Origin of the sequence: Arthrobacter sp. UYCu511, assembly GCF_040547105.1 — a bacterium.
Classification (GTDB): Bacteria; Actinomycetota; Actinomycetes; order Actinomycetales; family Micrococcaceae; genus Specibacter; species Specibacter psychrochitiniphilus.
Genome location: NZ_JBEPPB010000002.1, coordinates 230,855 through 249,443, shown reverse-complemented (window position 1 = coordinate 249,443; position 18,589 = coordinate 230,855). Strand labels below are relative to the sequence as shown.

Below are 18,589 nucleotides of genomic sequence, written 5' to 3'. Positions count from 1 at the left end.
GCGCTGCATGACGGCGCCTCACCCCTTTCAGGAGACTCATGGATACCAGGCTCGAAGCCATCCGGGAGCAAGTTTTAGCCCGCAACCCCGGTGAAAAAGAATTCCACCAGGCAGTACTGGAAGTTTTTGAAAGCCTTGGCCCCGTTTTGGATAAGCATCCAGAATTTGTTGACGCCGCCGTGCTGCAGCGATTGTGTGAGCCTGAGCGTCAGATCATCTTCCGGGTGCCGTGGATGGATGATTCCGGCCGTGTGCAGATCAACCGCGGGTTCCGTGTGGAATTCAACTCAGCTCTTGGCCCGTACAAGGGCGGACTGCGCTTCCACCCCTCGGTATACCTGGGCATTGTGAAGTTCCTCGGTTTCGAGCAGATCTTCAAGAACGCCCTGACAGGTATGCCCATTGGTGGCGGCAAGGGCGGCTCCGACTTTGACCCTCGCGGCAAGTCTGACGGCGAAGTTATGCGCTTCTGCCAGAGCTTCATGACTGAGCTTTACCGTCACATTGGCGAGTACACCGACGTTCCTGCCGGTGACATTGGGGTTGGCGGCCGGGAAATTGGCTACCTCTTCGGTCAGTACAAGCGCATCACTAACCGTTACGAATCCGGTGTTTTGACCGGCAAGGGCATCGGTTGGGGCGGCTCCTTGGTGCGTCCGGAAGCTACAGGCTTTGGCACCGTGATGTTCACACAGGAAATGCTCAAGACCCGCGGTCAGTCCCTCGACGGACAGCGCGTCGTTGTTTCCGGCTCCGGTAACGTAGCCACCTTCGCCATTGCCAAGGCCCAGCAGTGGGGTGCCAAGGTTGTGGCTTGCTCGGATTCCTCCGGCTACATTGTGGACGAGAACGGCATTGACGTCCCGCTGCTGCGCCAGATCAAGGAAAAAGAGCGCGGCCGCTTGAAGGAATACGCGGTCCGCCGCGGTTCCTCTGTCAGCTATGTTGAAGGCGGTTCCGTCTGGGACGTCAACGCCTCCGTTGCGCTGCCGTGTGCCACGCAGAATGAAATCAACACTGACGCAGCCACCCGCATGGTCAAGAGCGGTCTGGTTGCCTTGGCTGAAGGCGCCAATATGCCCTCCACCAGTGGTGCTATTGCCGTCTTCCAGGAAGCTGGCATCCTGTTCGCTCCGGGCAAGGCAGCCAACGCCGGTGGCGTGGCCACCTCCGCCTTGGAAATGCAGCAGAACGCCAGCCGTGACGCTTGGTCCTTCGAGCACACCGAGGAGCGCCTGCACAAGATCATGATCGGCATCCACGACCGCTGTGCCGAGACCGCAGATACTTACGGCTCACCGGGCAACTACGTGGTGGGCGCCAACATTGCCGGCTTCGTCAAGGTTGCTGACGCCATGCTGGCGCAGGGTTTGATCTAAGCTTCCCAGCTTCAAGAAGTGCTGCGGCGCGTTCCCCCTAAAGTGGGGAGCGCGCCGCTGTGCATTTAAGCCGCTGCGCATTTAAACGCCGATGGTGGAGGACGTCATGGGCAGCTACTTGCCCTGATGATCAATTCCGGCTTGAAAACCACAGACCGTGGCGGTACTCCGGGGCTCTCTAATTGTTCGATGAGGAGTTCCACTGCGGTACTGCCGATCTTGGCGGTGGGCTGTTGAATGGAAGTCAGTGGAACTACGGCAGAAGCTGAAAAGTCTATGTCGTCGTAGCCCACAAGAGCCACATCTTCAGGAATGCGAATTGTGCGCAGCATTGTGAGTGACTGCATGATGCCTAGAGCGAGCAGGTCGTTGGTGCAAAAAAGTCCGTCGGGTAAATTCCGGCGCTTGCGTTCTACGAGAGAGTCTCCCGCCTCGCGTCCGGCTAAAACCGTGAGATCTGAGGCCTGCAGGACCTCTAGGGTGGCGTCAGGGCACTCTTCAATTGCTTGCTTGGCGCCAGCCAGACGGTCGCTAACCTGGTGAAACTGCAGCGGACCGGCCACAAAGGCAATTCTGCGCCGGCCAATGTCCAGCAAGTGCTTGGTGGCCAGATATCCACCGTAAACGTCATCAACTGAAACTGAACTGAATTCTCCCGTGCGTGACGGGCTGTCAACCAGGACAACTTTGGGACCTTTGGCAGCCAGATCGGCCAGCCGTTTTGAATTTTCTGTGACAGGGGAAATAAGTACGCCCTGCACTCGCTGCTCCTCAAAGAGTTCTATGTAGTGCTCTTCACGGCTTATATTGTGCCCGCTGTTCCCTAGTAAAACCACGTTTCCACGTTCCGCTGCTGCATCTTCTGCCGCGCGAGCCACGGAGGAGAAGAAGGGGTTTCCGATGTCCAACACCACAAGTCCTATGGTGCGGCTGTGTCCGGCCCGCAACTGGCGTGCCACGTCATTGCGAACAAAGCCAAGCTCACTAATGGATGCCTGAACTCGTTCCCGGGTCTTGCTGGAAACCCGGTCCGGGTAGTTTAGGACATTGGATACTGTGCCCACCGCAACGCCTGCATGGGTGGCAACATCTTTGATGCTTGCAGCTCGCATGATTTCCTTTTGCTCCGGCATTCTTCGCCCGACTCATCATTTTAATGTGGGTGACAGTTGACATTGATTTGTGCTCAAGTGTACTTTGAAACGTAACAATGAAACGATTCAAAGATGAGGTTCCATAGTGCGAGTTTGTTTTCGATCCGCAGTGGATCCCCGACACCTCCAGGCCTATAAAGCAGCTCATGCAAAGGTCTGGCCGGAAATGCTGCAAGAACTGAACAATGCGGGCTGGAAGGACTACACGCTGCACCTTGGCGAGGACGGCCTCCTGATCGGCATCGTTGAATGCGACGACCTCGACGCGGCCCGCGCCCGCATGGCTGTGACGGACGTCAATTCCCGCTGGCAGCTGGAGATGTCCAAGCTCTTCCCTCCGTCGGAAACAGGCCCGGATGCGGGATTCATTGTGATAGAAGAAGTTTTCAACCTTGAAGACCAGCTGGCCGCTGCCAGCAACATGACAGAAGGAAATAACAAATGACAGACATGGCAGCGGGATTCGGCCGCTTGGATGATTTGGCTATTGAGGTCCCCTCGTGGGCTTATGGCAACTCTGGCACTCGCTTTAAGGTCTTCGGTACGCCCGGAACCCCGCGCACGGTTCACGAAAAGATTGCTGACGCGGCACAGGTTCAGCAGTTGACGGGACTGGCCCCCCTGGTTTCCTTGCATATTCCGTGGGACAAGGTTGAGGACTACGATGCGTTGACCGCCTACGCCAGGGACCTGGGCGTGGGCTTGGGCACCATCAACTCCAACACGTTCCAGGACGATGACTACAAGTTCGGCTCCCTGACCCATGTGGACGCGGCGGTCCGTCGAAAAGCGATCGACCATCACTTTGACTGCCTCGATGTCATGGACGCCACCGGCTCACGTGATCTGAAAATTTGGCTCGCTGACGGCACCAACTATCCCGGCCAAGGCGATATGCGCGGCCGCCAGGACCGCCTCGCCGAGTCCCTGCAGGAAATCTATGCCCGCCTTGGTGCTGAGCAGCGAATGGTGCTGGAGTACAAGTTCTTCGAGCCGGCTACCTACCATACCGATGTTCCAGACTGGGGCACCTCCTATGCCCAGACACTCGCGCTGGGGGAGAAGGCCAAGGTCTGCCTCGACACCGGTCACCACGCACCCGGCACGAACATCGAGTTCATCGTCATGCAGCTGCTGCGGCTGGGCAAGCTGGGTTCCTTCGACTTCAACTCGCGCTTCTACGCCGACGATGACTTGATTGTTGGCGCAGCGGATCCCTACCAGCTGTTCCGCATTATGTTTGAGGTCATCCGGGGCGAGGGGCTTGGTGGTAATTCCGAGGTGGCCCTCATGCTTGACCAGTGCCACAACCTGGAGGAGAAGATTCCCGGCCAGATTCGCTCAGTTCTCAACGTGCAGGAAATGACAGCCCGCGCTCTGCTGGTGGACCGTGTTGCACTGGCTGAGGCGCAGAACACCGGCGATGTTCTCACCGCCAACGCGGTGTTCTCCGATGCTTTTTACACGGACGTCCGTCCCGCACTAGCCACATGGCGCGAATCCCGCGGCCTACCTGCGGACCCCATGGCTACTTTTGCTGCCAGTGGTTACCAAAAGAAGATCAACGAAGAGCGCGTGGGCGGAACCCAGGCCGGATGGGGAGCATAAGAAATGACTGAAGCAACAAGCACGACGACGGACCTCATCTCAGCGTCCAAGGGCGCCGACACTGTGGCTGAGCTGATCTCCCGCTCCAACCGCTTGGGTGCGGATAAGCGCAATACCAACTACGCCGGTGGTAACACCTCCGCCAAGGGCACTGCGGTTGACCCCGTCACGGGCGAAAACGTGGAACTGCTCTGGGTTAAGGGATCCGGTGGAGATCTAGGCACCCTGAAGAAAGCCGGTCTCGCTGTGCTGCGCCTGGATCGCATGCGCGCCTTGGTCAACACTTATCCGGGTGTTGAGCGCGAGGATGAAATGGTTGCCGCGTTTGACTACTGTCTGCATGGCAAGGGCGGCGCCGCGCCGTCAATTGATACGGCCATGCACGGTCTGGTTGATGCCGCTCATGTGGATCACCTCCACCCGGATTCGGGTATTGCTATTGCTACAGCCGCTGATGGCCAAGAGCTGACCGCCAAGATCTTTGGTACGAAGGTGGCGTGGGTGCCTTGGCGGCGTCCCGGCTTCCAGCTGGGCTTGGATATTGCGGCTATCAAGGAAAACAACCCCGAAGCCATCGGCACCATTTTGGGTGGCCACGGCATCACCGCTTGGGGTGCCACCAGTGAAGAAGCAGAGACAAACTCACTGTGGATTATTGAAACTGCTGAGGCTTATATTGGCGCTCAGGGCCGCAAAGACCCCTTCGGGCCGGCACTTTCCGGCTACGGTGCCCTGTCCGAGGCTGAGCGTGGTGCGAAAGCTGCCGCACTGGCGCCCACGATCCGTGGGCTCGCCTCCACTGACAAGGCGGCCGTTGGTCACTTTTCCGACGACGTTGCGGTGCTGGACTTCCTGGCCTCGGCCGAACACCCGCGCTTGGGCGCCTTGGGCACTAGCTGTCCGGATCACTTCCTGCGCACCAAGGTCAAGCCATTGATTCTTGACCTGCCCGCGGATGCATCTGTGGAGGACTCCATTGTTCGCCTGAAGGAACTGCACGCCGAGTACCGCGCTGATTACGCCGCCTATTATGACCGTAATGCTGTGGCAGATTCCCCTGCCATGCGTGGTGCGGACCCGGCCATCGTGCTCGTACCCGGAGTTGGCATGTTCTCCTATGGTGCCAACAAGCAGACCGCACGCGTGGCGGGGGAGTTCTATCTCAACGCCATCAACGTCATGCGGGGGGCCGAAGCGCTCTCCACGTATGCCCCCATTGACGAGGCGGAGAAGTTCCGCATTGAGTACTGGGCGCTGGAAGAAGCAAAACTGGCACGCCTGCCTCAGCCTAAATCTCACGCGACTCGGATCGCGCTGGTGACGGGTGCGGCGAGCGGTATTGGCAAGGCTATTGCCACCCGCCTCGCGGCAGAAGGTGCCTGCGTTGTCATTGCGGATTTGAATCTTGAGGCAGCGCAGGCTGTTGCCACCGAATTGGGCGGGCCCGACGTCGCGGTGGGGATCCAGGCCGATGTGACCGATGAAGCCGCCGTGCGCGGTGCGGTGGACGCCGCAGTCCTCGCCTTCGGCGGATTGGATTTGGTGGTCAATAACGCCGGACTCTCCATCTCCAAGCCACTGCTTGAAACCAGCGAAAAGGACTGGGACCTGCAACACAACGTCATGGCCAAAGGGTCCTTCTTGGTGTCCAAGGCAGCTGCGAAGGTACTCATAGAGCAGGACATGGGCGGAGACATCATCTACATCTCTTCCAAGAACTCTGTGTTTGCCGGACCCAACAACATCGCCTACTCGGCCACCAAGGCTGACCAGGCCCACCAGGTGCGCCTGCTAGCCGCTGAGCTGGGCGAATACGGGATTCGCGTCAACGGCATTAACCCCGACGGCGTGGTCCGTGGCTCCGGCATCTTCGCCGGTGGTTGGGGTGCCAAGCGCGCAGCCGTCTACGGTGTGGACGAGGAAAAGCTAGGCGAATACTACGCACAGCGGACTCTGCTCAAGCGTGAAGTCCTGCCGGAAAACGTGGCCAATGCCGCAGCGGTACTTACCTCCCAGGAGCTTTCGCACACCACAGGCCTGCACATTCCGGTGGACGCCGGCGTGGCCGCAGCATTCTTGCGATGACACAGCTATTTGCCGCCGTCGACATTGGCGCGTCCTCCGGACGTGTCATTGTCGGTGAGGTGGGGGAAGTTTTGGACGGTGCGGCGGAACTTCACGTGGTGCACCGCTTCCCGAACGGCGTGGTGGACCATGACGGCGGCCTGCACTGGGACTTTGACACACTGTTCGCAGAAGTCCTGACAGGGCTGGCGGCTGCCGCGAAATACGCGGCAGCCGCTGGCAGCACCATTGAAAGCATCGGCATCGACACTTGGGCTGTGGACTACGGGCTGGTAGACGCGTCAGGAGAGCTTGCAGGGCCGCCATTTAGTTACCGTGACGGCCGAGGCGCTCAACAGGTGAAACGGGTTCATGGGCTTATCGGCCCTGAACGGCTGTATGAAACCACCGGCTTGCAGCATTTGCCGTTCAACACCATTTTCCAGCTGGCTGCCGAGCAGGCCACGGGCCGGGTTTTAGAGGGACGTCAGGCACTTCTCATTCCAGATCTTATTGCTTTCAAGCTCACAGGTCAGCGCCGAACAGAGTCCACCAACGCCTCCACCACGGAGCTCTATGACGCGGTGGCGGGGGAGTGGGCCACGGAATTTCACGATGCCCTGGGCCTGCCTGCCGGACTCTTCCCCCCGCTGATAGAGCCTGGCGATGTTGTTGGTCCGCTGCTATCTGAGATTGCTTCACGGACGGGGCTGCCCGTGACCACGAACGTTGTCGCCGTGGGCTCCCATGACACCGCCTCTGCCGTGGCGGCGGTGCCTGCCTCGGGGCCCAATTTCGCCTACATCTCCTCTGGTACTTGGTCGCTAGTGGGGGTGGAACTGGATGCGCCGGTCCTGACGGAGGCTAGTCGATCCGCGAACTTCACCAACGAGCGAGGCGTGGACGGGACTACCCGCTACCTGCGCAATGTGGGTGGGTTGTGGCTGCTCAGTGAATCGATCCGTACGTGGGAGAAGGAAGCATCCGACGCCGGTTCCCCGGCTTCCGTAGTGGCCCCGGCTGAGCTTTCCCTCCCGGAGCTATTGGTTGCGGCGGCAACAGAGCCGGCGGGCGGCCCGCAGATCGACGTCGATGCTGAAGAGTTTCTAGCCCCCGGAAACATGCCGGAACGAATCCGTGACGCGGTGCGCGCAACGGGAGAGACGCTGGAAACCCGGCCGGCCGCGATTGTGCGCTGCATCCTGGACAGCCTGGCCACGGCTTACGCAGACACGGTGGCTCGGGCGCAGGAGCTGTCAGGTAAGCGGGTGGAGGTCATCCACATTGTGGGTGGCGGATCTCAAAACGAGCTGCTGTGCCAGCTCACCGCCAACGCAACCGGGCTGAGTGTTGTGGCCGGTCCGGTTGAGGCAACAGCGCTGGGTAATGTCCTGCTGCAGGCGCGGGCTGCCTGCGCGGCACCTGCCACGCTCATGGAACTGCGGGCCATGGTTGCGGCCAGTCATCCAATGAAGCGCTATGCGCCGGCTGCCTAGGCGTGGAATCTAGCCGGAGTTCAGCTTCCAAAGCCGCACGAAGGGACGGCTTGACAGCCTACCAAACATTGCCCTAATCTGTGAGAGAGTTCACAAATGAAACGATTCATTCAAAGGAGAAGCGGTATGGACGGCACCGAAACACGCGACGTCGACCTCCCGAGCGACCCACTTGCCAGCCCCGTTCTTGAAATGCGGAATGTGCATAAATCGTTTGGCGCAGCCAAAGCTCTCCAAGGGGCCAACCTCAGCCTTTACCGCGGCCAGGTTACGGCCCTCGTCGGAGAAAATGGCGCCGGCAAATCGACAATGGTTAAGACGCTGGCGGGTTTGCACCAGCAGGACAGCGGGCAGGTATTCCTCGATGGGGAGGAGGTCTCATTCCGTGATCCACTGCATGCTCGGGAGTCTGGGATTGCAGTGATTTATCAGGAGCCAACCATGTTTCCGGACCTGACCGTCGCGGAAAACATTTTTATGGGCCGCCAGCCGCTTGGGGCTTTCCTCCGGATCGATCGCAAAACGATGCGCAGTAAGACTGCCGGGCTTTTCGAGCAGCTTGGTGTGCGGATTGATCCTGATCGTTTGGCACAAGGTTTGTCCATTGCTGATCAGCAGGTAGTGGAGATCGCCAAGGCCATCTCCTTGGAAGCCAGGGTTCTGATCATGGATGAACCGACCGCTGCACTAAGTGGTGTGGAGGTGGAGCGGCTATTTGCTGTTACTAGGACGCTGCAAGCCAGGGGCGCGGCGGTCCTGTTTATCTCTCACCGATTTGAAGAGGTATTCGCCCTCTCAGATTGGATCACCGTGATGCGAGATGGGGCACACGTGGCCACCTCGCCGACTTCTGAGCTTGGCGTTGATCAGGTTATTCGTCAAATGGTGGGCCGAGACGTGGCCACGCTCTTTCCCAAGCAGGAAACCGAAATAGGCGAAGTTGCTTTAGAAGTCAGAAGGCTGAGCCGTCAAGGCGTATTCCGAGATATTTCTTTTACCGTTCGGACTGGGGAAATTGTTGGCCTCAGCGGGCTGGTGGGTGCCGGCCGCTCCGAAGTGGCGCGCGCTGTCTTCGGGATTGATAAATATGACACAGGCGAAGTCAGTGTGAATGGAGAATCTCTACGAAAATTCTCGCCGCGAGATGCCATGGTGGCAGGGTTGGGTTTCGTCCCCGAGGATCGGCGCAAACAAGGCCTGGTGATGGAACTAAATGTCAGCCGGAATCTGACGCTGACACTGCGCAGAAAACTGAGCCGCTTTGGATTGATCACCAATGGAGCCGAAGCGCGCACCACCAGCGATTGGGCCAAGCGGCTGCAGATCAAAGCCAGCGCACCCAGTTCGCCAATTTCCACGCTCTCTGGAGGAAATCAGCAGAAAGTCGTTCTCGGTAAATGGCTGGCCACCGGACCTAAAGTACTCATTATTGACGAGCCAACCAGGGGCATTGACGTTGGTACAAAAGCTGAAGTTCACCGTCTGATCTCCGCACTAGCGGGAACCGGATTGGCTGTCCTGATGATCTCATCAGAACTACCCGAAATTCTAGGAATGTCGGATCGAGTGTTGGTGATGCATGAAGGACGAATTACCGCAGAGCTCAACAGAAGCGAGGCCACAGAGGAAACAGTCATGGCTGCCGCTACCGGCATCAATGCCCATACTAAGGAGATCCCCGCGTGACCACAGTAACTTTACGGCGCGTGCCAGCAGCGAACTTGCTGGGAACGTTGACCCGTTCTCGAGAGTTCAGTGTCCTTCTCGCTCTCGTGATTCTCGTTGCCGTCACCGTCGCGGTAAACCCTCGTTTCCTCAGCGCACAGAGCATCAAAGACTTATTGCTCAACTCCTCCATCCTCGTTATTTTGGCTGTTGGTCAAGCCGTTGTGATTATCACGAAGAACGTGGATTTGTCTGTCGGATCCATCCTTGGGCTGACAGCGTTTGCAACAGGGAAAATATTCATCGCACTTCCTGATCTTCCCGTAGCGGCCATGATTGTGATTGGAATTGTCGTGGGAGCGCTGCTCGGCGCGTTTAACGGAGCCCTGATCGCAGTGGCGAAAGTACCTTCGCTCGTTGTCACCTTAGGAACCTTGTACATCTTCAGAGGTATTGATTTTGCGTGGGCACAAGGCAAACAGATTAGCCCTTCGGACTTGCCCCAAGGATTTCTAAACCTCGGCAACGGAACCTTCTTTGGTCTTCCCTATCTTGCACTCATCGCTTTGGCTGTTGTCATTGTTTGCGGTTTCTACCTCAAAAATATGCGCTCTGGTCGGGAATTCTATGCGATCGGTTCCGACGATCTGGCGGCTCGTCTCTACGGTATTGGTGTTGGGAAGAAGATCTTCATGGCCTTTGCTATCTCAGGCGCCACAGCTGGGTTGGCAGGTGTCATTTACGCTGCCAAGTATGGCAACTTGGATGCCACCGCGGGACAAGGGTTGGAACTAAACGTTGTTGCAGCGGCTGTTGTTGGCGGCGTAGCAATTGCTGGCGGGGTAGGTACCGTTTATGGCGCTGCGATTGGTGCAGTCCTCCTGACGACGATCACTTCTGCCCTGCCTGTTCTGGGTGTATCTCCGTTCTGGCAACGAGCCATGATCGGTGCATTGATCCTCGCCTCGATCGCCCTTGACCGCTACCTAGCCATTCGTACTGAGCGAAGGCTGAGAGGACTCAATTCCTATGCTGACTGATACAAGAGTTCGAAGCAAGGCCTCCATCAAAGTTCACCGATTCGGCTTTCTGAAGACCTGGGATACAGCCATAATTGTGGCCGTCATTCTCAGTGTCCTCGTGGCGTCGTTGGTTGTTGACGGCTTCGCCTCACCTAGAAATGCCGGATTCATGCTGATAGACATGATTCCCATCCTGTTGCTGGCGCTTCCCATGACGCTGATTGTACTGACAGGAGAAATTGACCTCTCGGTTGCCAGTATTGTCGGTTTCATCAGCTGTGTCTTTGGGTTCCTGTGGAACGCAGGGCTGCCCATGGAAGTCATCATCCCGTTGTGCCTAGTGGTCGGGGCCGTCTCAGGGGCAGTCAATGGTTTTCTCGTTGCCGTGGTTGGCTTACCTTCCCTCGCAGTGACCATCGGAACCTTGGCACTCTACCGAGGCCTGGCTTTCGTGATCCTAGGGGATCAAGCGGTAACCAGCTTCCCGCGAGCCATCACCACCGGATTGCAGGCAAAGATTGGTACAACCGGGATTCCCGTGTGGATTCTCCCGGTTCTGTTGCTGGCGATTGTGTTTGGGGTGGTTCTTCACTTCACTGGCTTTGGCCGTTCACTGTTCGCGATCGGATACAACGAAGATGCGGCACGATTCGCCGGTATCACTGTTGCAAAGACTAAGTTCTGGCTCTTTCTAGTGTCCGGAGTGGTGGCAGCGATTGTGGGTATTTGGTGGACGTTGCGCTACGGAAGTGCACGTGGTGACAACGCCAACGGACTGGAACTCTCAGTTATAGCGGCAGTGCTCTTAGGTGGGGTTTCCATCTTTGGCGGCAAGGGAAACTTGCCCGGTGTCATCGCTGGCGTTGCCCTTTTGGCTATCCTTCGCAACGCCTTACAACTTGCAAGCGTTCCAGAAGACACCTTGTCGATGCTGACCGGTGGGCTGCTGATCGTGGCAGTGATTGCTCCGAACGCGATTACATGGGCCCAAAAAATCCGCAAGAAAGTTCTCACCACCTATTAACTGATTTCACACTTCCTTGTTGCTGCAAATGGCGGCAATAACTTCTCAACTGAAAGGCATTAACAATGAGGTTTAGCAGCAAAGCAACACGCCGCACCGCACCGGTGTTCTTAGCTATTGTCACAGGTCTTACCCTGGCCCTCTCTGGATGCGGAGGAACCACAGTCAATTCCGATTCAGACGAGGTTGCCAACAGTGGTACTTCGGCAGCGTCGGCTAACCCGGATGCGCCGCTCAAAGAGGGTCTTAAAGTTGCGTTCCTTCCCAAGCAGCTCAACAACTCCTACTTCACTGTGACTGACCGTGGAGGGAAGACGGCCGTTGAAGAGTACAAGGGAACGTTCTCCGAGGTTGGCCCCTCTGAAGCCAGCGCATCCAGCCAGGTGAGTTACATCAACACCCTTACCCAGCAGGGTGCGGATGTGATTGCCACATCAGCCAACGACCCCAAAGCCATTTGCTCGGCGCTCGATGAAGCACGCAGTGCGGGCGCCAAGGTGGTTACCTTTGACTCGGACACTGACGCTGACTGCCGTGACCTGTACATCAACCAAGCCACAGCAGAGGGGATCGCTTCCACTCAAGTGAAGCTCATCTCAGAAGCCATCGGAGCCGATGGCGGAGACATCGCCGTTCTTTCAGCCACAGCAAACGCAACGAACCAGAATGCCTGGATCGAACTGATGAAGAAGGAACTTCAGAAACCGGAGTACTCCAAGTTGAAGCTCGTTGCCACTGTGTATGGTGATGATAATGCTCAGAAGTCACAGCAGGAGGTCCAGGCGCTGATGCAACAGCACCCCACCCTCAAGGGAATCATTTCGCCTACTACTGTAGGTATCGCTGCGGCCGCACAGTATTTGTCCGGTTCAGAATACAAAGGCAAGGTTCAGCTGACAGGACTCGGGTTCCCGAGCCAGATGAAAGAATTCATCAAGAACGGCACCATGAAGTCCTTCGCTTTGTGGGACGTTGAGAAGCTTGGCTACTTGGCAGCCTATGCAGGCGCTGCCCTCGCATCCGGGCAGATCACGGGGGCCGAAGGTGAAACCTTTAAGGCGGGCGATCTCGGCGAGTTCACTATTGGCGCTGATAGCGTTGTACTCCTTGGCGATCCCACCGTGTTCACAGCAGATAATGTGGACCAGTTCAACTTCTAAAAATTAGACCGCACCAGCCCTCATAAGGGGCCGAAAAGCAGCCCAGCCCGGACAAGTCACAGTTGATCCCGAGGTGGGCTGCTTTTCGCTTTCAGCACTTTTGTGGCCCAGCCCTTTTCGGATTTTCCGCTACAGCTTTACTCCGCCCCGTGGCGAGCGTAGAAGTCGCGTAGGGTCGGTGTTCAAGACGGCACACCGGCGCACATGCCTGATATTTTCAAAAGGAACCACATGAACCTGCGATCCACTGGGGAAACAGTGCTGTACAGCAACGAGATGTCGGAGCAGTCCCTGGCTGATTGGGTGCGTGAGGGGCCGGTGACTGTTGAGGACGGCTACGGTGGGGCCGTGTTGGGCAGTAGCGCTGACCCGGTGAAAATGGGTGCGCATGCCCATTTCCTCCTCTGGTGCCCCATTATTTTCCCGGACCGGATTCGGATTTCTTGGGACTTCCAACCCCTCGAGGGCCAGGGGCTTGCCATGCTCTTCTTTGGAGCTCAAGGCAGCGCCGGCCGCGATCTTTTTTCTCCTGAGCTTGCCCCACGCACCGGGTTCTATCCGCACTACCATTCCTCAGATATCAAAGCGCTTCACATCTCCTATCAGCGGCGTAAGTTTGCTTCCGAAAGGGCTTTCCGCACGTGTAATCTGCGCAAGAGTCCGGGGGCGCACCTTGTGGTGCAGGGCGCAGACCCGCTGCCAAGCCCGGAGGATGCAGAGGGTTTCTATCACATGGAAATCTGTAAAGATGGCCCGCAAGTCACGCTTGAGATCAACGGACTGCGGATCTTCCAATGGCTGGATGAGGACCCCGCCACCGGCCCGGGCATCGGCGGGGGATACTTGGGTTTACGCCAGATGGCACCGCTGTGGGCAGTCTATAGAAACCTCGTTGTCACCGCGTTGCACTGACGTGGACTTGACCCCACGAGTTGGCGGAAAAGTGGCTTGCCAGGGCAATGGCTCGTTGGAGGAGCAATCACGGATACCCTAGGGGAAGTGCCGGAAAACTAGCTCTCCGGCTTTTCACTCAAGGAGTGTGAACCGTGGTCAGTGCAACGGCGCCTGGGCATGTAGTGGTTGTTGGTGCGGGGATTATTGGTTTGTCCACCGCGTGGTACCTGCAGGAACAAGGCGTTAAGGTCACAGTGGTTGATAGGGGTGAAGTGGCGTCCGGTTCATCTTGGGGAAATGCTGGCTGGCTGACCCCGGCACTGACGCTTCCGCTGAGTGAACCCTCCGTGCTCAGCTATGGGCTCAAGGCCATTCTGGATCCGGCGTCCCCCCTCTACATCCCCTTTTCCACCGACCCCTTGCTGCTGAAATTCCTGCTCGGCTTTGCCCGCAACTGCACGCCCGGGAAATGGCGGGCTGCCATGAAAATTTTTGCCGAGCTTGGTCGGTCCGGGATCGACGCGTTCCAAGAACTTGCCGAGGGCACCCCGGCGCTCGCTGAGCCCACGCATCTGGCCGACCCCTTCCTGACCGGCTTCGCCTCGCTGAAGGACCGTGATGCCCTGGTTAAGGAATTTCATGTGATCCGTGAAACGGGTGGTCACGTGGACTTCACTCTCATGAGTGGGGAGGAAATCCGCCATCTGGAACCAGCCCTGGGTGCCGGAGTTGCGGCCGGCATTGCCATCCGTGACCAGCGCTTCATTGACCCGCCGAACTTCATGGCTTCCCTCGCCGAAGCTGTGATAGCCCGTGGCGCCACTGTGACCACGGCCTTCACAGTGCTCGATGTCAGGGACACCGGCAGCGGTGTTGAGGTGATTGGTTCGGCAGGGCGTTCCCTGATTGCCGACGCCGTTGTCCTCGCCACGGGTGCCTGGTTGGGGACGCTCGCACGCAAGTTTGGCGTCAAACGGGTAGTGCAGGCAGGCCGCGGCTACAGTTTCACCGTGGTCCCGGAGGCCATACCCACCCACCCCATTTACTTCCCAGCCCAACGTGTTGCCTGCACGCCCTTGGGGAACAGATTGCGCGTGGCGGGGATGATGGAGTTCCGGAACGCTGATGCACCCTTGGATGCCCGGCGTATCAAGGCCATTGTGGACGCAGCCTCACCCATGTTTACCGGTATTAACTGGGATGACCGGGCCGAGGAATGGGTGGGGTCCCGGCCCTGCACCACCGACGGTTTCCCGCTGGTGGGTGCCACCCGCTCCCCACGCGTGCACGTGGCTGGCGGGCATGGCATGTGGGGAATCGCGCTGGGCCCGCTCACGGGCAAAATGGTGGCTGCGGAGTTGACGTCCAATACCCCGCCAGCCAGCATGCGCCACTTCAACCCGTTGCGTTAGGGTGCTGGCCGCAGCTCAGTTCAAGAGTCCACATGTGACGCGACCGATTTGCGGGGTGAAGAATTTTCGGCATATGGTGTGGACATGACAAACCGTTGGTATGCGTATTTTTCGTTGGCTCTGGAGGAGCCCGCGTCTAACTGACACGCATCCATCACCTTCAGAGCCAACAGGACAGAGAATCTTTCTCTGTCCTTCGCCATTTCCAGGCGGGTTTCTGAAAAGGGGCTCGCTGCCAGCCCGCAAAAGGAACCCTCTCACATGAGCATCACAGCAGCCGCAGAATCCACCACAAACTCAGCCCCAGCCATCACAGCAAATCTGCGTGTCAGCCAATTCACGGCACTTCCCTCACCTGCGCAACTGAGCGCAAAGCTGCCGCTCGATGCCCACACAAGCAACGTCGTCGAACGTGGCCGTGACCAGGTCCGCGCCATCATGGGCGGGCTTGATGACAGGCTCCTGGTGGTAGTAGGCCCGTGCTCCATCCATGACACCAAGGCCGGTTTGGAATACGCGGCACGGCTGGCTGAAACCGCCAAGGAACACGAAGCGGACCTCTTGATTGTCATGCGCGCCTACTTCGAAAAGCCCCGCACCACTGTGGGTTGGAAAGGCCTGATCAATGATCCCGCCCTGGACGGCAGTCATGATGTGGCGAAGGGGCTGGAGTTGGCGCGCGAGTTTCTGCTGAACGTGGCCGCGCTGGGGCTGCCTACCGGCACCGAATTCCTTGAGCCCATCAGCCCTCAGTACACGGCAGATTTGATCTCCTGGGGTGCCATTGGTGCCCGTACCACTGAAAGCCAGATCCACCGCCAGCTCAGCTCTGGCCTATCTATGCCGATTGGCTTCAAAAACGGCACCGATGGCGACCTGCAGGTTGCCCTTGACGCCTGCAACGCAGCCAGTGCGGCACAGTCCTTCTTGGGAATTGATGGCGACGGGCGCGCTTCTCTTGTCAGCACGGCCGGCAACCAGGACACGCACGTGATCCTGCGTGGCGGGCGCAAGGGCCCCAACTACAAGGCCGCAGAGGTGGCGGCGGCCTCCGCCAAGGCTGCCGGGTCCGGGGTGAACCCGCGCCTGATCGTGGATGCCAGCCATGCCAACTCCGGCAAGAGCCACCACCGTCAAGCAGAAGTGGCGCTGGAAATTGGGGCCCAGCTGGAAACAGGCGACTCCTCGGCGCACACCATTGCCGGTGTCATGCTTGAAAGTTTTTTGGTGGGCGGCGCCCAGAATCTCAATGTTGAGCAGGTTGCCGCTGGCGAGGCGGAGCTGACATACGGTCAAAGTGTCACGGACGCCTGCATGGACTGGGACGTCACGGCCGATGTCTTGACCAAGCTGGCGCAAGCCTCACGTGTGCGGCGCACCAGCAACCAGGTGTAGGTCAAAGCAGGGCTTGGGGCGGCGGTTTCGTGTTCTGAGGCATCGCTGGGGGCATGGAGACGCCGCTAAGCATCTCTAAACCAAGCATCTCTAAACCATGTACTGGAGAGCCATATTGTTAGGCTGGAGGTGCGCTGATAGCGTACGAAGCAGCGGAGCGTTCAACGGGCGCTGAAACCGGGGCGCAACCAGAATGGGGTGGTGGCGGAAATGATTCGGTTTCTCTTGCGCACAGCAATCAATCTTGTTGATTCATTGGTGGCAGGGCGGCTGGATTCTTGGCATTTTCATCATCGACCGTTGGTGGGCCAAGCGCCGTCGTGCCAAGACAGGTAGATAACATCCGCCCCATTCACATTGGCCCCAACAGCACCTAGAGTTAGCCTTTAGAGCGCGCTTGAACCCGCGTTCTGGACGGCTAAAACCTCAGTGAAATGGACCCAACAGCCATGATGCAGGAGTCAAATCTTCAAGATGTGAATTTCCTTACGGTGCAAGAAGTTGCCGAGCTCATGCGCGTGTCAAAGACGACTGTGTACCGGATGGTGCACGCAGGAGAGCTGCCAGCAGTGCGTTTTGGGCGCTCCTATCGGGTCCCGGCAAGCGCCGTCGAAAGTTATTTGCGCTCCGCAGTGGTCGATGGCACAGGGACTCATGGAAACCCCGGTTCGGCGCATACAGGGTAAAGGCGGTACCCTAGGAAAGATCCATTTTCGGCTTTGACCGATTCCTGCGATCGGTCGACCAATCGTTTACGGCCTCATTCGAGGTTGTTCTATGCAGTTTGTGAGGAACTTTCATGGGTTCAGTAGTTAAGAAGCGCCGCAAGCGGATGTCCAAGAAGAAGCACCGCAAGCAGCTTCGCAAGACGCGTCACCAGCGTCGCAATAAGAAGTAAATCTTCTTCTTTATCAAAAAAGCACCCGTTCACCCTTGTGGTGGGCGGGTGCTTTTTCATGCTCTAGGCCCCAAATAGTGGGAGTGGTGGAGGGATTAGCGCTTGCGCATCATCGAGATGCCCTTCCAGAGGCCATAGACAACTCCGGCTCCGGTGGCTGCCTTGAGCCCCAGCGTGGCTGCACGGCGCCCCGAGCGGTAGTCATAAATGGGCCAGTTGTTCTCCTTGGCGTGCTTGCGAAGCTTTGCGTCGGGATTGATGGCCACAGGATTGCCCACGGTAGTCAGCAGCGGGATGTCATTGTAAGAATCGCTATAAGCCCAGCAGCGCGTCAGATCCAGATCTTCGCGAACCGCAAGTTCCTCAATGGCGCGGCCCTTGGCCGGTCCGTGCAGGATCTCGCCCACGAGGTGACCCGTGTAGACGCCGTCCGCTATCTCCGCGACCGTGCCCAGGGCACCCGTCAGGTTCAGCCGGGAGGCAATGACGCCGGCTACTTCCACGGGGGTGGCGGTAACCAGCCACACTTGACGCCCGGACTTCAAATGTTCCTGGGTCAGCGCTTTGGTTCCGGGCCAGATCTTGGAGACGATCATCTCGTCATAGACCTCTTCGCCAAGTTGGCGGATGAATTCGGTGCTGATGCCAGCGGCTAGTTTTTGTGCAGAATCCTGAACGGAGTGGACATCGTTCATATTTTCCCCGCGCAGGATGAACTTTGCCTGCTTCCACGCGAAGCCGGCAACGTCCTGCAGGGTAAATGCCCGCTTCTGATACATCTTGCGGGCTACATGGAACAGACTGGCGCCCTTCATGAGGGTATTGTCCACGTCAAAAAAGGCTGCCTCGCCTTGGTGCACTGCAGCAGTCGAGGGGGCCTCGGCACTGTTGGAAGTCACGTCGGGCATGGAATGAGTCTAGTCAATGCTTCGAGGTGCCGCCTGCCACGCCACTACCTGCAGGGGTTAACTCTGGGCAAAATCATATATTTCACGCACGGACAGCGCCCATGGTGCTGGGCCTACGGGTCCAGAGCCCTCCGGTGGCTTTACGTTGAGTACCGTTGTAGTTATGGAATCTATTCTCAATAACCCCGCTGCAACGCCTGAGCTGCCCAAAGTGCCACTCCTACAACTTGTGACACGGTCGGGGTGCCATTTGTGTGAGAACGCACGTGAGGTGGTGGATACCATTGCCACGCAATTGCAGTTGCACTGGACCGAGGTCAGCCTCGATGACCATCCCGAACTGACGGAACGCTATGGCGAGGAGATCCCGGTTGTTCTTGTTAACGGGATCCAGCGCGACTTTTGGCACATTGACCCGATCCGCCTGGGTAACATCCTTAGCCAAGCGCTCACTGGGAACTCCTGAGGCCCTGCTGCCGGGCGCGGGCCGCCGCGTCCGCTGCCGCTTCG

At 58.1% G+C, this 18,589-nt stretch carries 17 protein-coding genes; 15 read left to right on the top strand and 2 right to left on the bottom strand.

Going from position 1 to position 18,589, the window contains the following annotated elements:
- Positions 1-38: 38 nt before the first annotated feature.
- Positions 39-1,379: an NADP-specific glutamate dehydrogenase gene (gdhA, locus tag ABIB48_RS04445; RefSeq protein WP_110105131.1), complete on the top strand. Its 1,341-nt coding sequence runs from the start codon at positions 39-41 to the stop codon at positions 1,377-1,379.
- A gap of 104 nt (positions 1,380-1,483) precedes the next feature.
- Here gdhA and ABIB48_RS04440 read toward each other — a convergent pair whose 3' ends face one another.
- The gene (locus tag ABIB48_RS04440; RefSeq protein ID WP_354212381.1) at positions 1,484-2,494 is read right to left on the bottom strand and encodes a LacI family DNA-binding transcriptional regulator; all 1,011 of its coding nucleotides are present in this window, start codon (positions 2,492-2,494) and stop codon (positions 1,484-1,486) included.
- 124 nt (positions 2,495-2,618) lie between these two features.
- Here ABIB48_RS04440 and ABIB48_RS04435 point away from each other — a divergent pair, with 124 nt between their 5' ends.
- From ABIB48_RS04435 to ABIB48_RS04375, 13 genes are all read left to right on the top strand, one after another.
- On the top strand, positions 2,619-2,978 hold the full coding sequence (locus ABIB48_RS04435; protein WP_354212255.1) for an L-rhamnose mutarotase: 360 nt from the start codon (positions 2,619-2,621) through the stop codon (positions 2,976-2,978).
- Positions 2,975-4,141, top strand: coding sequence for an L-rhamnose isomerase (rhaI, locus tag ABIB48_RS04430; RefSeq protein WP_354212254.1), 1,167 nt, complete (start codon positions 2,975-2,977; stop codon positions 4,139-4,141). The genes ABIB48_RS04435 and rhaI overlap by 4 nt, the downstream gene beginning before the upstream one ends.
- 3 nt (positions 4,142-4,144) lie before the next feature.
- Positions 4,145-6,226, top strand: coding sequence for a bifunctional aldolase/short-chain dehydrogenase (locus ABIB48_RS04425; protein ID WP_354212253.1), 2,082 nt, complete (start codon positions 4,145-4,147; stop codon positions 6,224-6,226).
- The gene (locus tag ABIB48_RS04420) at positions 6,223-7,701 is read left to right on the top strand and encodes a rhamnulokinase (protein ID WP_354212252.1); all 1,479 of its coding nucleotides are present in this window, start codon (positions 6,223-6,225) and stop codon (positions 7,699-7,701) included. Before ABIB48_RS04425 ends, ABIB48_RS04420 begins: the two co-directional genes overlap by 4 nt.
- Before the next feature lie 126 nt (positions 7,702-7,827).
- On the top strand, positions 7,828-9,387 hold the full coding sequence (locus ABIB48_RS04415; protein WP_354212380.1) for a sugar ABC transporter ATP-binding protein: 1,560 nt from the start codon (positions 7,828-7,830) through the stop codon (positions 9,385-9,387).
- A complete protein-coding gene (locus tag ABIB48_RS04410) occupies positions 9,384-10,406 on the top strand; it encodes an ABC transporter permease (RefSeq protein WP_354212251.1) in 1,023 nt (340 codons plus the stop codon). Before ABIB48_RS04415 ends, ABIB48_RS04410 begins: the two co-directional genes overlap by 4 nt.
- A complete protein-coding gene (locus tag ABIB48_RS04405; protein ID WP_354212250.1) occupies positions 10,396-11,412 on the top strand; it encodes an ABC transporter permease in 1,017 nt (338 codons plus the stop codon). The genes ABIB48_RS04410 and ABIB48_RS04405 overlap by 11 nt, the downstream gene beginning before the upstream one ends.
- Before the next feature lie 65 nt (positions 11,413-11,477).
- Entirely contained in the window at positions 11,478-12,572 is a 1,095-nt protein-coding gene (gene rhaS / locus ABIB48_RS04400; protein WP_354212249.1) for a rhamnose ABC transporter substrate-binding protein, read from the top strand.
- A 231-nt stretch (positions 12,573-12,803) separates the two neighbouring features.
- Positions 12,804-13,484 (top strand): DUF1961 family protein, encoded by a 681-nt coding sequence (locus ABIB48_RS04395; protein ID WP_110105130.1) that lies wholly within the window; start codon positions 12,804-12,806, stop codon positions 13,482-13,484.
- A 134-nt stretch (positions 13,485-13,618) separates the two neighbouring features.
- A complete protein-coding gene (locus ABIB48_RS04390; RefSeq protein WP_110105129.1) occupies positions 13,619-14,878 on the top strand; it encodes an NAD(P)/FAD-dependent oxidoreductase in 1,260 nt (419 codons plus the stop codon).
- A 261-nt stretch (positions 14,879-15,139) separates the two neighbouring features.
- A complete protein-coding gene (locus ABIB48_RS04385; protein ID WP_354212248.1) occupies positions 15,140-16,273 on the top strand; it encodes a 3-deoxy-7-phosphoheptulonate synthase in 1,134 nt (377 codons plus the stop codon).
- Positions 16,274-16,722: 449 nt separating this feature from the next.
- Entirely contained in the window at positions 16,723-16,959 is a 237-nt protein-coding gene (locus ABIB48_RS04380) for a helix-turn-helix domain-containing protein (protein WP_354212379.1), read from the top strand.
- 113 nt (positions 16,960-17,072) lie between these two features.
- Positions 17,073-17,171, top strand: coding sequence for a 30S ribosomal protein bS22 (locus ABIB48_RS04375; protein WP_074712200.1), 99 nt, complete (start codon positions 17,073-17,075; stop codon positions 17,169-17,171).
- Positions 17,172-17,266: 95 nt separating this feature from the next.
- On the opposite strand, the gene ABIB48_RS04370 is transcribed toward ABIB48_RS04375, so the two are convergent.
- Positions 17,267-18,079 carry an HAD family hydrolase gene (locus ABIB48_RS04370; protein ID WP_110105126.1) on the bottom strand — a complete coding sequence of 271 codons (813 nt, stop codon included), beginning with the start codon at positions 18,077-18,079 and terminating at the stop codon, positions 17,267-17,269.
- Between the two features lie 163 nt (positions 18,080-18,242).
- Here ABIB48_RS04370 and ABIB48_RS04365 point away from each other — a divergent pair, with 163 nt between their 5' ends.
- Positions 18,243-18,545: a glutaredoxin family protein gene (locus tag ABIB48_RS04365; protein WP_110105125.1), complete on the top strand. Its 303-nt coding sequence runs from the start codon at positions 18,243-18,245 to the stop codon at positions 18,543-18,545.
- Positions 18,546-18,589: the final 44 nt, after the last annotated feature.